The sequence below is a fragment of the Bacillus timonensis genome (assembly GCF_000285535.1).
Classification (GTDB): Bacteria; Bacillota; Bacilli; order Bacillales; family Bacillaceae_L; genus Ferdinandcohnia; species Ferdinandcohnia timonensis.
In genome coordinates this window covers 1,337,619-1,351,901 of sequence record NZ_HE610985.1, presented here as the reverse complement: position 1 = coordinate 1,351,901, position 14,283 = coordinate 1,337,619, and the positions used below count along the sequence as shown (strand labels likewise).

Here is a 14,283-nt window from a genome sequence, read left to right as displayed (position 1 = left end):
TAGATAAAAGGGAGGAAAAGAAAATGACAAATGAAAGAGTTCAAAAATTACAAGAAAGCTGGGAAATGGATTCAAGATGGAGTGGAATAAAAAGACCATATAGTGCTGAAGATGTCATTCGCTTACGTGGGTCAATTGATATAGAACATACATTAGCAAAAAGAGGTTCAGAAAAGCTTTGGAATCTGCTTCAGTCAGAGGATTATATTCATGCATTAGGAGCACTAACTGGGAATCAAGCTGTTCAACAGGTTAAAGCAGGATTAAAGGCAATCTATTTGAGTGGTTGGCAAGTAGCTGCAGATGCAAACCTTTCAGGGCATATGTATCCGGATCAAAGCTTGTATCCAGCTAATAGTGTACCAAGTGTTGTAAAGCGAATTAACCAAGCACTGCAGCGTGCTGATCAAATTCAATATCTTGAGGGAGAAGGAGATATAGACTGGTTTGCCCCAATTGTGGCAGATGCAGAAGCAGGATTTGGTGGCCAGTTGAATGTATTTGAGTTAATGAAAGGCATGATTGAAGCAGGAGCTGCTGGCGTGCATTTTGAAGACCAACTTTCATCTGAAAAGAAATGTGGACATTTAGGTGGAAAGGTATTATTACCAACACAAACAGCAGTACGTAATTTAATTTCTGCACGTTTAGCAGCAGATGTAATGGGTGTTCCAACCATTTTAGTAGCGCGAACAGATGCAGATGCTGCGGACCTTATTACGAGCGATATTGACCCTGTTGATCAAGAATTTATTACGGGGGAACGAACTCCAGAAGGCTTTTTCAGAACGAAAGCGGGGATTGAGCAGGCAATTGCACGCGGTTTAGCGTATGCACCTTATGCAGATTTAATTTGGTGTGAAACATCAGAACCAGACTTAGAACAGGCCAAGCGGTTTGCGGATGCAATCCACGAGAAATACCCTGGTAAACTATTAGCCTATAATTGTTCTCCTTCATTTAACTGGAAGAAAAAGCTTGATGATGACACAATTAAAAATTTCCAAAAGGAAATCGGAAGGATGGGCTACAGGTTCCAGTTTGTTACATTAGCAGGGTTCCATGCCTTGAACCATAGTATGTTTGAATTGGCTAGAGGTTATAAGGAAAGAGGAATGGGTGCATATTCTGAGCTTCAGCAGGCAGAATTTGCGAGTGAAAAGCATGGGTACACAGCAACAAGACATCAGCGCGAGGTAGGCACAGGTTACTTTGATGAAGTGGCACAGGTTATTACAGGTGGAACGTCATCGACAACGGCTTTGAGAGGATCAACAGAAGAAGCGCAATTTACAAAATAATAAGCTCGTGAAAAAACTGGCTAACATTCCGTTAGTCAGTTTTTTGGTCAACAGGTTAACTCTAAATCCGAGACTTGTCACTGTCTACATTGTTTTACTAAAAAGTTTCCGGTATTCTGCCGATACTTTCATAAACAATCCTTCATTTCCTGAATCAATTGCTTCATTAACCTTCGTTTCCAAAAGCTCTTTTTTTCGTTTGAATAGGCTCTCATCTATTACCATTTGAATATATATGTCTAATACCGATTCTCTAGGTGCTTTGTATTTGTTTGTATCCCGTGACTTCATGATTTCAGCGTATGTCTTTCTTTTTTTCATGAAAGCTCACCCCTAAGTTCTTTTTAATAGTATATTTAGGTGGATACATAAAATCAACTGAATTTTTTGACTTTTTAAAAATTTAATTGGAATACTTCAAATGATTGTATGATAATTACGTTTTACATGCATGATAGTAATGGAGGTGGAAAAAAATGAAAAAACCAAATGAGCGTTCAAATCATGATATCCCATTGAATACTCCGTTAAATCCAGTCTTCGGAATGTCAAATGCCCTTGATACAAATAATCCTTTTCTTTCTGAATCAGTTTATGCGGGTAATTCCATTGACGAGCATACGACATTAGAACAAGCTAACGCCTATCTTGCAGATAAGGAAATTGGCCAAATTAACGAAAATTCATAGGAAAAAACTGGTGGTTTTCTTTTAAAAACGTTCTTTTGAGCTACATCTAAAAAAGAGCTTTTTAAAAAGAATGCCACTTTTTTTGTGAACATTTTGTGAACCATATAGTTATAGAAAAGTAGAAGTGGTAGTATGGAAGTGCTTCCAATAGTTAAAATATTAGAATAATTTAAAAGGGGATGAATAGATGGGAGTAGAAAAAACGAATTATTTAATGGAATATGAAATTAACCCGGACACAATGGCAGTACTTCCTATTGAAATGGGAAAAAATACCTGCTCAAGAGTACTAGAGGTAGAAGGTGAGTATGTGGTAGCAATGAAGCCAACCGAGATTGTTGACCGAAGCTGCCGTTATTTTGGAAGCTCCCTTAAGGGTAGGCAAGAAGGGACTCGTGAAATCATGGGAGTTACCCATAAAGCACCTATTATTGTGGAAGCATCAAATAAGATTTTTCTATTTCCGACTACCTCTCCAACGAAGCAAGATTGTGCATGGCTTTCTCACAATTTTGTGTCTGATTGGAGATATAGTGTTCATGAGAAAACCACCGTCATCTTCACAAATAAGCAAGCAATTGAATTACAAATTTCGAAAGGCTCCTTCCAAAATCAACTCCATAGAACTGCACAGCTGCGGACAATCGTCTCAAATAGAATGGATAAACAAAACAAACGCATTAATTTTGTCATAAATCCTCAAAACAATGTAAGTATACCCGATAAATTTGATCCGAAAATATAAAAGCAACGTAATTTCGTTTTCCAGCCTTAGTTTTCCGGTTTCTGCTTACAGGGACTTTTTTCAATGAAATACGACTCGAGTAAAAGTTGAACCTCATTTCGAATCCTTGGGTTAAAGTAGTTATGTTCCTCTTCATAGCCTCGATACATGAATGAAAATAGAGTAAATGCCTCGTCTCTTTGTTTTTCCCACACCTTCATATTTTTCTTTTTCATTTGTTGTTTAATTGTGTAGAGGTCTTTTTGAACTTTTTTCATTGTATGTTCAAGTAAATGGAGATATGGCTTTTTTAACTTAAAGCCAGCCGTTTCTATCGCTGAAAGATCACGATTAAGGATGGTAAGAACCATTGGCAAAAAGATGGCTTTTTCAAAAATATCACGGTCATCCTCAGGAATTCTTGTCATGATTATCCCTCTTTCAAGAACATATGTTTGTGTATATAATAAGATATTTTTTAGAAGAATCAAGAAAAGTGAAGGAAAATTTATTTCTAGTGTCGAAGTACTTTTAATTGTAGTGCATAATGGAAGAGAAGCTACTTTAGTTTGACAATTCTGTAATAAAGGACGGGAGAAGGATGACAGAGAAAAAGCGTAGAGGAATCGTTGCAGAAGATTTGTATGAATTAAAAACAGTTAACGATCCACAGTTTTCTCCAGATGGGGAGCGCTATGTGTATGTAGAGACTGAAATTAATAAAGAGAAACATGAGTATAACTCACATTTATATGTAGGTACAGTTGATGGAAATGTCAAACAGTGGACTTTTGGGGATGTTCGAGATGGGTCGCCCCGCTGGTCTCCAAATGGGGAAACAATTGCATTTGTATCAAATCGCTCAGGAATACAGCAAATTTTTTGTATGAATGTAAATGGTGGTGAGCCAAAGCAAATTACATTTTGTGTGAATGGTGCACGAAATCCAATCTGGTCACCAGATGGTTCAAAAATCTTATTCACAACTTCTCTAGCCCCGGATGAAAATATAACTGATAAAGAAAAGAAGAAAAAAGAGGAAGAAGAGAATAAGCTTGAACCAATGGTAGTCGAGAGAATTCGTTACAAATCTGATGCAGCGGGCTTTTTAGATAATAAAAATCAACATCTTGCAGTACTCGATCTTAGTTCTGGTGAAGTAGAGCAGCTGACAACAGGAGAATTTGATTATACAGCAGGCTGCTGGTCACCGGATGGAACGAACATTACATTCGTAGGTGATATAAGCGAGGATTCAGATTATAACTTAATTTCTGATGTATATGTCATGTCATTATCAGATAAAAGCTATAAAAAAATTACGGGCAGTACCGGCAATTTTGGTAGCCCATCTTGGTCACCAGATGGAAAATATATTGCATTAATCGGTCATGAACAGGAATTTGCTGGGGCAACTTTACCAAAGATTTGGTTATATACATTGGAAAACTCTGAACTAGCTTGTTTAACAAGTGAGTTAGATGCTTATGTTGGTGATTGTGTCGCTGCAGACTTCCAATTAGGTGGTTCAAATCCTGGTGTCATATGGAACGACGATAGTAGAAGTTTTTACTTCTTATTAAGCAATCATGGAAACACCGGAGTTTATTATGGATCCATTGATGGCGAAGTATATCCATCTTTATTTGAAGATCAGCATGTTTTTGCTTTAACAGTGAATGACCATAAGGCAGTGGTTGGAATCAGCAAACCAACAGAACCCGGAGATCTTTATCATCTGGATTTAAGTACTGGCGAATTAAAGCGACTCACAAATGTGAATGCAACATTTTTACAGGGTGTTGAATTATCAAACGCAGAGCCATTTACCTTCAATGCACCTGATGGATGGGAAATTAATGGTTGGGTAATGAAGCCATTTGGTTATGAGGAAGGTAAAAAGTATCCGACCATTGTTGAAGTACATGGTGGTCCACATGCAATGTATGCAAATACTTATTTCCATGAGTTTCAAGTGTTAACAGGTAAGGGATTTGCTGTCGTCTTCACAAATCCTCGTGGAAGCCATGGCTATGGGCAGCAATTTGTTGATGCTGTACGGGGTGATTACGGCGGGAAGGACTATTTAGATGTGATGGCAGCAACGGATTATGCTGTACAACATTTTAATTTTGTTGATGAAACAAAGCTGGGTGTAACAGGTGGAAGCTATGGCGGTTTCATGACAAATTGGATTGTTGGTCACACTAATCGATTTAAAGCTGCGGTTACACAGCGTTCTATCTCAAACTGGCTCAGCTTTTATGGAGTAAGCGACATTGGGTATTTCTTTACGGAATGGGAGCTAAAAGGGAATCTTCTCGAAGACGCAGAGAAGCTTTGGAATCACTCACCGCTGAAATATGTTGGAAATGTGGAAACTCCTTTGTTGATTATCCATGGTGAACGTGATTTCCGCTGTCCGATAGAACAAGGCGAACAATTTTATGTAGCATTGAAACATCAAAAGAAACCAACAAAATTTGTTCGGTTCCCAGGCGCTAATCATGAGTTATCAAGAAGCGGAAATCCAAAACTAAGGGTATCTCGTCTCAATCATATTAAAGACTGGTTTGTAGAATATCTCATATAAGATTGAAAAGACACTAGGGCTGTGGCTAGTGTCTTTTTCTATACCTTTTAAGTAAAATTTTTTGGTAGGAATGCCCAAACGGGTGTACAATAATAGGTATAACATCATTCAGCTGAATGATGTTAAGCCTCCGGCGGATGCCTTAGATTTTTTAAATGAAGTTATCGTTTGTAAGATTAAGGACTAAGAACGCCACATCCTGTGGCAACGTCTTTGTGACCCACCTCGTGTGGGCCTAAAAATCTGGGCGTAAATCCTCCAACTTGATTCGAAATTGTTACCTGAGGAGATTTCCATGGACATAGAAGCAATTAAAGAACTCATCACATTGAAAAATATTGAAGAATTGTTAGGGGAATACCGGTCTTTTGGTCCATTACCAGGAATTGTTCTTCCAATGTTGGAAGCGTTTCTCCCGTTTCTTCCACTAGTTGCATTTGTCGTAGCGAATGCAAATGCTTTTGGACTTTGGCTTGGTTTTTTATATTCGTGGGTGGGAGCAATAGGTGGATCTCTTCTTGTTTTTTTCCTAGTTCGTAAGTACGGTCAAAAAAGATTCTTCTCTTTTGTCAGTCGTCATAAGAAAGTAAAAGCTCTGATAAACTGGGTGGAAAGGCACGGATTTGGTCCTTTATTTCTTCTCTTATGTTTTCCTTTCACCCCGTCTGCAGCGATTAATCTCGTAGCTGGGCTCTCAAGGGTAAGTACACCTCAATTTGTTTTAGCCGTTTTAAGTGGAAAATTAGTAATGATATTCACTATTAGCTTCATAGGCTATGATATACGAGCTCTTTTTCAACAGCCAGTCCGAACCGTTATTGTGGTTATTATTATTTTTGTACTTTGGATAGTAGGAAAAAGAGTGGAAACATGGTTAAAAGTAAAGCCGAATCTTCTAAAAGAAGACAAGGGATAAAACGCTAAATTGAAGGGTGGAGTTTGAATGGAGGAAATCCCTGCGAAGAATAAACAAAATTTTTCTTTTATTAAATCTTTGGGGATCAGTCTTATCATCGTTGTTTTTTTTCGGACCTTCTTTTTTACAAACTACATAGTCGATGGTGAATCAATGATGCCGACTTTAGAAGATGGAAACCTCTTAATGGTAAACAAGATTGGGATGAAAATTGGGGAGCTTGACCGATTTGATATCATAGTATTTCACAAAAACAAAGAAGAGGATTTTGTAAAACGGGTCATTGGATTGCCTGGTGATCACATCGAATATAAAAATGATGTGCTCTATGTAAATGGAAAAAGTGTCCCCGAACCATTTTTGGATGCGTTTAAAAAAGAAATATTTGTAGGTCAACTAACAGGCGATTTCACTCTTGAAGAAGTGGCAGGAAAATCAACTGTTCCCGAAAACCATATTTTCGTAATTGGTGATAATCGTCTCGATAGCTGGGATAGTCGCCATTTTGGCTTTGTAAGTATGGAGCAGGTTGTTGGTAAAGTAAATATTAAATACTGGCCATTCGATAAAATGAAATTATTATATTAATGAAGAATCTACACAATTTAATAACATCATTAAAGAACTCAGCCTAATTTCGAGTTCTTTTTTAGCTTGTATATGATAAAATAGTACCAAAATTATGAATTTATATATTTTTATTTAACGGAAGGGAGGTTTCGAAAATGGCCAGTAAAATTCATGTTCTACAAACTAAAATAACTCCACCAAATGTAAAGGATATGATTTTACGAAGACCTTCATTAATGAAGAAAATGAAAGCGATTCCACGATATCCACTAACGATCCTACATTCTGGAGCGGGATATGGGAAAACAACAGCCCTTGCATCCTTTATTCATGATCAGAAGAAAATATCGTGCTGGTATAGTGTTGGAGTTAATGATGATGATATTATCCCGTTTTTGATTTATATAGTCTACGCCATTCGAAAAAATCACCAAGGTTTCGGAACTGAACTCCTTCTATATGTTGAAAATATTGAACGGTATGTAAGAGATGAAGAAATTAGAACGCTTTGCTCATTATTTATTAATGAAATAACTAAGCTTGAAAATGATGTAATGCTCGTAATTGATGATTATCATTTAATTCAGCACTCCTCCTCCATTGACCAGTGGATGACATGGTTGATAAAGCATCTTCCAATGAACTTACACCTTATCATCTCAAGTAGAATAAAACCTTCCTGGGACTTTTTAACCCCAATGTTGGTCAAGGGTGAACTATTTGAGATTAAGCAGCACGACCTCGTGTTTTCGTTTGATGAGGTTGAAGTTCTTTTAAGTGATTTGTACGAAGGTGAAATAGCTGAAAGAGATATCGAGAAAATCTTCTCCTTAACTGAAGGCTGGATTATTGCAATAGGAATGATTCGTCAGCAACTTTCTTCCAATGGGGGATTAGAGGTGATTCTTAATAACAAATCGAGATCACTTGATGAGTTGTTTCGGTTCCTTGCGATGGAAGTGTTTATGAAGCAACCTCCAATGATACAGCAATTTCTTGAGAATACTTGTATTTTCGAAGAATTGAATGGAAACGTATGTGATGAAGTATTAGGAATTAGAGGCTCAGCTGAGATGTTAAAAGAGCTTTCCGATCATAATCTCTTTTTACTTTCAATAGGGGAAGGACAGTATCGCTACCATGCATTGTTTAAAGAGTTTCTAGAGCAGCGTCTAAACTCCACAAATCAACGACATTTTTATAATCTACATATTCAAACGGCAAGATATTATCAAAGAATGGGAGATTATAATCAAGCAATCTATCATCTTGAGGCAACTGGAGATTTTGAAAAAATCGCTGAAATCCTCCATCATTATGGGGAGAAAATGATAATTAATGGCCAACTTGAAGGACTACTCGATCGGATTAAAAATATCCCTGAGTCACTTATGGACCATTATTATCTATTATGGCTTTATAAAGGAGAAGCATTGAGATATCGCTGTTCTTACAGAGAGGCTGAAGACTGTTACATTAAAACAGTTCACTTGGCTGAGTCTGCCAAAGACCTTCATGGTTTAAGCAAGGCTTACGAAGGACAAGCGAGAATTTATCTTGATACCATTCAACCGGGAAAAGCAGAACGTTATTTATTACAGGCAATTCAAGCACTAGAAGAGAACAACGCCTCTTCAAGTGAGGAAAAGAGTAGGGTCTATCAACTTATGGCTGAAAATCTTGCAAATGCAGGGCATGCGAATAAAGCGAAAAAGTGGTATGAAAAAGGTAGAGAACTTAATATCCCGCTATTGGATGGAAATTTGGAATCGAGGCTATACTTGCGGACCGGTAAACTAGTTGAAGCAAGAAAAATTCTTACCCAGAAGAAACTGTTTGAAAAGGATCAGGAAACCATTCATCTACAGCAATCCCATCGTGAAACAGATTTGCTCTTATCTTTAATTGAAGCCTTCATGGGGAATGGAATGGCTGCTAAAGAACTTGCAGAATCCGGGATAAAACAAGGAGTTCAATTTCAGGCACCATTTGTTGAAGCTTGTGGTTGGATGAGGATGGGACATGCAGTGCAATTGCTCGATAAATATGATTCATCATTAGCGACACAGTGCTATGAAACGGCACTTGAAATCATGGACGAAATAAATGTTTCTAGGGGAAAAGCAGAACCATTAATGGGTTTATGCCTTTTATACGGTAACAAAGGCTTACATGATCGAGCGATTGAGTTTGGGAATAGAGCATTAGTAGAAACGGAAAAAGTGAAGGATTCTTGGCTATCTGCACTCATTTTGTTGTGTATGGGTATATCTTCTGTCCACAATAACAAATGGGAGGATGCCGGAAACTATTTAAATAGATGTGAAGCACTGTTTACAAACTGCGGTGACCAATATGGCATTGTCTTAACAAAGCTTTGGTTAGCATTTCTCTATTATTATGACAAGAATAGAGATGCATTTTATGAAGCTATTACGAGCTTTTTAAAGAAGATGCAGGTTGGTGGATATGACTTTATCCTTACGAAACGAACTACCTTTGGTCCGTTAGATTTATATAATGTTGTTCCATTATTGCTAAATGCCCAGAAGGAAGGAATTCATCTTCCATATGTAAATCAGTTGCTTAATGACTTGGGCTATTCAAATATTACATCACATCCTGGGTATACATTGCGAATTCAAACTTTAGGTAGATTTCGAGTTTGGCTAGGCAATCAAGAGGTAGAAGAATCCGATTGGCAGCGAGGAAAAGCAAAGGAACTACTTGAACTTTTTGTTACGAAGCGAAATACAATGATTCCTCGTGAAGAAATATTTGCAACACTTTGGCCAGAGCATGATGAGGCTGCTGCTGCAAGAGATTTTAAAGTGGCTTTAAATGCTTTAAATAATGCGCTAGAACCAAACCGGGTGGCAAGATCAACACCATTTTTTATCCAACGAATAGGTTCTTCTTACGGATTGAATCAGCAAGCTGGCTATCAGCTTGATATCATAGAATTTGAAGAATGGATACATGCCGGTCTCTATGAAAAGGATAAAGAGCAAATCATCAAATGTTTACGGCGGGCGTTGCAGTTCTATGAAGGTGATTATTTACCAAATCGAAGATATGAAGATTGGTGTTTAAGTGAAAGGGAACGACTTCAAGTTTTGTTTTTACGTGGTGCTGAACGGATTGCACAGGCGTTCGTTCAAACAACCAATTATGATGAGGCGATATATTGGTGTGAACAAATTTTAGCAAAGGACCGCACATGGGAGGAAGCATATCGGTTATTAATGTTTTGTTATTATCAAAAAAATAACCGTCCTCAAGCAATAAAGTGGTACAAAAAATGTGAATTAGCATTGGAAGATGAACTAGGTGTAGAACCAATGCAACCAACAAAACAAATGTATGACATGGTCCTGCATACATCAAAAATAGAATAATAACAGTAAAGGCTGCGACTACCATACATAAGTAGTTTCAGCCTTTTTCTACCATACTCTTACATGTACAAGCATAACTTTATAATAGGACAATCATTTAAACCTCAAATAACCCCCCTAATTACACCGTGTAACTCAGTTGTAACTACTTTCACGTACGATAAATGCAAGGCTTTACAGTTTTTCACGAACAAAAGGGGGAAGGAAAATTGAAGAATTTCTCAATTCGTAAAATGCTTTTCTTAAGCTTGCTTACCATGTTAATGGTAGTTACAGCTGCCTGTAGCTCAGGATCTTCAACAGAAGAGAAACCGAGTTCAGGTGATTCAGACAAACCAACAGAAGAAGCAAAAAATCCAATAAAGATTGGTGTACTTGCTTCATTAAGTGGTGGACTTGAATCATATGGAAAACAATCTACACAAGGATTTGAACTAGGCCTTGAATACGCAACAGACGGAACAATGGAAGTAAACGGCCAAAAGATTGAATTTATCGTAGAAGATACGGAAACAAAACCAGAGGTTGCGATTCAAAAAGCTACGAAATTAATTGAAGAAGATGGAGTGGATTTCCTAGTCGGATCATCCAGCTCGGCCGATACATTAGCCGTTCTTCCGTTAGCCGAGGAATATGAAAAAATAATGATTGTTGAACCGGCTGCTGCTGACAGTATTACAGGTGCAGACTGGAACGAATACATCTTTAGAACTGCTCGTAACTCTTCACAGGATGCGGTTGCAGGTGCAGCAGCAATTGCGAAAGAAGGGGTAAAAATTGCCACACTTGCACCTGATTATGCATTCGGACGTGATGGAGTTGCAGCATTTAAAGAAGCTGCGGAAAAATTAGGAGCCGACATTATCCATGAGGAATATGCGGATCCTGCAGCGACTGACTTTACATCTAATATTCAAAAGATTATCGAAGCAAAGCCTGATTATTTATTTGTTGTATGGGCGGGGGCAAACTCACCCTGGAACCAAATTGCGGATATGAAGGTTCAAGAAAACGGAATAAAAATTTCAACAGGTGCTCCTGATATTCCAGCACTTGCTACAATGGATGCCTTAATCGGAATGGAAGGATTCACAGTTTACTATCATCAGCTTCCTAAAAATGAAATGAATGATTGGTTAGTTGAGAAACATAAAGAAAAGTTTAATGGTGAGGTTCCTGATCTATTTACTCCTGGTGGGATGACTGCTGCATTAGCGATTATTGAAGCAATCAAAAAGACAGATGGCGATACTGATGCAGATAAGCTTATTGAAGCAATGGAAGGCATGAGCTTTGACACACCAAAAGGAAAAATGACATTCCGTGAAGAGGACCACCAAGCCCTTCAAACTTTATATGCAATCCGGTTAGAAAAGGTTGATGGAGTGGATTATCCAGTTCCGGTATTAATGAGAGAGTTAAGTCCTGAGGAAACAGCACCACCAGTTCGCAACTAAAAGTCTTGGAACTTCGGTAGTACTCTCTCTACCGAAGTTTCCTTTTAAATAAAGGCTGTTTTTTAAAAGATTATTGCTAATGGATAAATCAATTGTGTCAATAACAACAAAGTTTGCGAAAACAGTCTGTTAAAAGAGGTGAAGTTACGTGAAAAATATTATCGAAACGAAGGATCTGACAATCGCTTTTGGAGGCCATGTAGCAGTAGATAAGGTTAATTTTACAGTTCCTCCAAACCATTTTAAATCAATCATCGGGCCAAATGGTGCAGGAAAAACGACTTTTTTCAATCTGTTAAGTGGTCAACTTTCACCAACGAATGGCCAAGTCTTCTTAAAAGGCGAGGATATAACAAAGTTATCTCCAACTGTACGTACACGAAAAGGAATCGGTCGTTCATTTCAAATCACAAATGTTTTCCCAAATCTTCCGGTATTAGAAAATGTCCGATTAGCCGTTCAATCCGTAGCAGGTGTTCGCTACCAAATGTTTAAGCACTTCCGTAAATATCGACAATTCGAAGAAAAAGCATTACACATTTTATCGCTTGTTCTTCTAGATAATAAAGCAGATGCGATTGCAAAAAATTTAGCACATGGCGAAAAACGAAAGTTAGAAATTGCCATGCTTTTGGCATTGGAGACAGAGGTTCTGCTACTTGATGAACCTACTGCTGGAATGTCGCTTGAGGAAGTACCAGCAATCCTTGAGGTCATAAAAAAGATTAAAGCGGAAGGGAATCGTACAATCATTCTAATTGAACACAAAATGGATATGATTCTCGACCTTTCAGATAGTGTAATGGTTTTGTTTAACGGTAGATTGCTAGCTGATGGAACACCTGCAGAAATTATGAATAATGAAACAGTCCAATCCGCGTATTTAGGAGGTTTGTACGATGACACTGCATCTTAAGGTAGAGGATATAGAAACCTATATTGATCAATTTCATATTTTACAGGGCGTTTCATTTGAAGCTAAAAAAGGAGAGGTTACTGTTCTACTAGGCAGAAATGGTGCAGGTAAAACGACTACACTAAGGTCTATTATGGGACTTAATCCTCCGGCTAAAGGAACAATTGAATTTAATGGAGAAAACATTGCAGGTCTTGCAACCTATCATATCGCTGCTAAAGGGATTGGGTATGTACCTGAAGACCAAGGAATTTTTGGAGAACTGACAGTAGAAGAAAATATGAAAGTTGCGATAAAAAAGGAAAATGATGAAACAAAGGAACGACTTACTTATATTTTGAACTTATTCCCTGACCTTAAAAAATTCTGGAAAAGACAAGGTGGCAACCTTAGTGGAGGACAAAAGCAAATGCTCTCAATCGCAAGGGCTTATGTCAATAATAATGAGCTACTACTGATTGACGAACCAAGTAAAGGGCTTGCGCCAATTGTGGTTGAAAAGGTAATGGAATCTATCCTAGAGATAAAGTCGAAAACAACAATTGTGCTTGTGGAGCAAAATTTCATCATGGCAAGTACAATCGGGGACCGCTTTTACATCATTGACGACGGAAGAACCGTTCATCGTGGCGAAATGCAAGAATTAAAGGAAAATGAACAACTTCGCAAACAATATTTAGGAATTGCGTAACAGGGCCAGTACTTCGTTTTTTTATATCTAGCATTAGGTGCTATCGGCTCGAGGCCACAAGCGAATCACTTTTGAAGGCATAAAGCGCCTTTTGTCAGTACTTTTCTTGTGCTTATCACCTAAAGTTGTGCACTTTGTGCTTTTTTCTTACGAGAGGAGGATAATTTGTGGATGCAATCATTAATTTAACAATAAATGGGCTTGCTACTGGAATGTTAGTTTTCCTACTTGCAGCAGGGTTGACCTTAATTTTTGGACTAATGGATGTCCTAAACTTTGCCCATGGTGGTTTATTTGCATGGGGAGCATATGCAGGTGTTTGGTCATATGGGCAAACTGGTAGCTTTGTAGCAGGAATTATTACCGCACTAATTACAGGTCTACTCTTAGGTTTACTAATGGAAAAATTCATCATCACCCCAGTTTACGGAAATCATATTCAGCAAATTTTGATTACGCTCGGAGTCATGATTGTTCTTTCCGAAATGCTAAAAGTGGTGTGGGGACCAAACCAATTAAGTGCAAAAACACCTGAATATTTAAGTGGGAGCTGGGAGTTTGGCGGAATTATTCTAATAAAATATCGATTGTTTATCATTTTAGTGGGGTTCCTAGTGTTCTTTTTAATTTACTACATCCTTAAAAATACAAAAATCGGATTAATCGTTCGTGCTGGAGTCATTAATAAGGAAATGGTTCAGTCACTTGGAATCAATATTAAAAAGATCTTTATGCTTGTTTTTATGGTGGGTGCTGCAATGGCTGCACTGGGTGGTATATTACTAGGACCCTATTCCGGCCAAATCTATGCGGAGATGGGGATGGAATTTGCCATACTCGCGTTTATAGTCGTTGTCATTGGCGGGATGGGAAGTATTACAGGCTCCCTGTTTGCAGCAATTTTAGTAGGGTTATCAGGTTCTTTTATGGCATACTATGTCCCAGATTTATCACTTGCAGTTAATATGCTTCTGATGGCGGTTGTCTTAATTTTTAGACCACAAGGATTATTTGGTGCAAAGGGGTGA

13 protein-coding genes are annotated in these 14,283 nt (G+C 37.9%); 11 read left to right on the top strand and 2 right to left on the bottom strand.

The genetic code is table 11. The features are described from left to right. Window positions 1-23: 23 nt before the first annotated feature. Complete coding sequence (gene aceA / locus BTHG_RS07030) at window positions 24-1,301, top strand: isocitrate lyase (RefSeq protein ID WP_010283476.1); 1,278 nt, start codon at window positions 24-26, stop codon at window positions 1,299-1,301. A gap of 84 nt (window positions 1,302-1,385) precedes the next feature. Here the strand turns inward: aceA and BTHG_RS07025 are convergent, their stop codons facing one another. Beyond that, window positions 1,386-1,622, bottom strand: a complete 237-nt coding sequence (locus BTHG_RS07025; protein WP_010283475.1) for an IDEAL domain-containing protein — start codon at window positions 1,620-1,622, stop codon at window positions 1,386-1,388. A 155-nt stretch (window positions 1,623-1,777) separates the two neighbouring features. On the opposite strand from BTHG_RS07025, the gene BTHG_RS07020 reads away from it, so the two are divergent. Both BTHG_RS07020 and BTHG_RS07015 read left to right on the top strand, forming a co-directional pair. Continuing rightward, window positions 1,778-1,990, top strand: coding sequence for a hypothetical protein (locus BTHG_RS07020; protein ID WP_010283474.1), 213 nt, complete (start codon window positions 1,778-1,780; stop codon window positions 1,988-1,990). Window positions 1,991-2,177: 187 nt separating this feature from the next. Next, entirely contained in the window at window positions 2,178-2,735 is a 558-nt protein-coding gene (locus BTHG_RS07015; RefSeq protein WP_010283473.1) for a competence protein ComK, read from the top strand. Window positions 2,736-2,761: 26 nt separating this feature from the next. Here the strand turns inward: BTHG_RS07015 and BTHG_RS07010 are convergent, their stop codons facing one another. Beyond that, window positions 2,762-3,142: a hypothetical protein gene (locus tag BTHG_RS07010; protein ID WP_010283472.1), complete on the bottom strand. Its 381-nt coding sequence runs from the start codon at window positions 3,140-3,142 to the stop codon at window positions 2,762-2,764. 173 nt (window positions 3,143-3,315) lie between these two features. Here BTHG_RS07010 and BTHG_RS07000 point away from each other — a divergent pair, with 173 nt between their 5' ends. The 8 genes from BTHG_RS07000 to BTHG_RS06965 all read left to right on the top strand — a co-directional run bounded on the left by BTHG_RS07000 (window position 3,316) and on the right by BTHG_RS06965 (window position 14,283). After that, window positions 3,316-5,307, top strand: coding sequence for a S9 family peptidase (locus BTHG_RS07000; protein WP_010283471.1), 1,992 nt, complete (start codon window positions 3,316-3,318; stop codon window positions 5,305-5,307). 295 nt (window positions 5,308-5,602) lie between these two features. Continuing rightward, entirely contained in the window at window positions 5,603-6,223 is a 621-nt protein-coding gene (locus tag BTHG_RS06995; RefSeq protein WP_010283470.1) for a TVP38/TMEM64 family protein, read from the top strand. Between the two features lie 27 nt (window positions 6,224-6,250). Next, on the top strand, window positions 6,251-6,811 hold the full coding sequence (gene lepB, locus BTHG_RS06990; protein WP_010283469.1) for a signal peptidase I: 561 nt from the start codon (window positions 6,251-6,253) through the stop codon (window positions 6,809-6,811). A gap of 137 nt (window positions 6,812-6,948) precedes the next feature. Next, window positions 6,949-10,191: a BTAD domain-containing putative transcriptional regulator gene (locus BTHG_RS06985; RefSeq protein ID WP_010283468.1), complete on the top strand. Its 3,243-nt coding sequence runs from the start codon at window positions 6,949-6,951 to the stop codon at window positions 10,189-10,191. Window positions 10,192-10,424: 233 nt separating this feature from the next. Then, window positions 10,425-11,648, top strand: a complete 1,224-nt coding sequence (locus BTHG_RS06980) for a substrate-binding domain-containing protein (protein WP_187370764.1) — start codon at window positions 10,425-10,427, stop codon at window positions 11,646-11,648. A 148-nt stretch (window positions 11,649-11,796) separates the two neighbouring features. Further along, window positions 11,797-12,564 carry an ABC transporter ATP-binding protein gene (locus BTHG_RS06975; protein WP_010283466.1) on the top strand — a complete coding sequence of 256 codons (768 nt, stop codon included), beginning with the start codon at window positions 11,797-11,799 and terminating at the stop codon, window positions 12,562-12,564. Beyond that, window positions 12,548-13,255, top strand: a complete 708-nt coding sequence (locus BTHG_RS06970) for an ABC transporter ATP-binding protein (RefSeq protein ID WP_010283465.1) — start codon at window positions 12,548-12,550, stop codon at window positions 13,253-13,255. The genes BTHG_RS06975 and BTHG_RS06970 overlap by 17 nt, the downstream gene beginning before the upstream one ends. Window positions 13,256-13,422: 167 nt before the next feature. Continuing rightward, a complete protein-coding gene (locus tag BTHG_RS06965; RefSeq protein ID WP_010283464.1) occupies window positions 13,423-14,283 on the top strand; it encodes a branched-chain amino acid ABC transporter permease in 861 nt (286 codons plus the stop codon).

Coding starts and splice junctions, on each gene's coding strand:
- aceA (WP_010283476.1), top strand. CDS start 24: ATGACAAATGAAAGAGTTCAAAAATTACAAGAAAGCTGGGAAATGGAT.
- BTHG_RS07025 (WP_010283475.1), bottom strand. CDS start 1,622: ATGAAAAAAAGAAAGACATACGCTGAAATCATGAAGTCACGGGATACA.
- BTHG_RS07020 (WP_010283474.1), top strand. CDS start 1,778: ATGAAAAAACCAAATGAGCGTTCAAATCATGATATCCCATTGAATACT.
- BTHG_RS07015 (WP_010283473.1), top strand. CDS start 2,178: ATGGGAGTAGAAAAAACGAATTATTTAATGGAATATGAAATTAACCCG.
- BTHG_RS07010 (WP_010283472.1), bottom strand. CDS start 3,142: ATGACAAGAATTCCTGAGGATGACCGTGATATTTTTGAAAAAGCCATC.
- BTHG_RS07000 (WP_010283471.1), top strand. CDS start 3,316: ATGACAGAGAAAAAGCGTAGAGGAATCGTTGCAGAAGATTTGTATGAA.
- BTHG_RS06995 (WP_010283470.1), top strand. CDS start 5,603: ATGGACATAGAAGCAATTAAAGAACTCATCACATTGAAAAATATTGAA.
- lepB (WP_010283469.1), top strand. CDS start 6,251: ATGGAGGAAATCCCTGCGAAGAATAAACAAAATTTTTCTTTTATTAAA.
- BTHG_RS06985 (WP_010283468.1), top strand. CDS start 6,949: ATGGCCAGTAAAATTCATGTTCTACAAACTAAAATAACTCCACCAAAT.
- BTHG_RS06980 (WP_187370764.1), top strand. CDS start 10,425: ATGCTTTTCTTAAGCTTGCTTACCATGTTAATGGTAGTTACAGCTGCC.
- BTHG_RS06970 (WP_010283465.1), top strand. CDS start 12,548: ATGACACTGCATCTTAAGGTAGAGGATATAGAAACCTATATTGATCAA.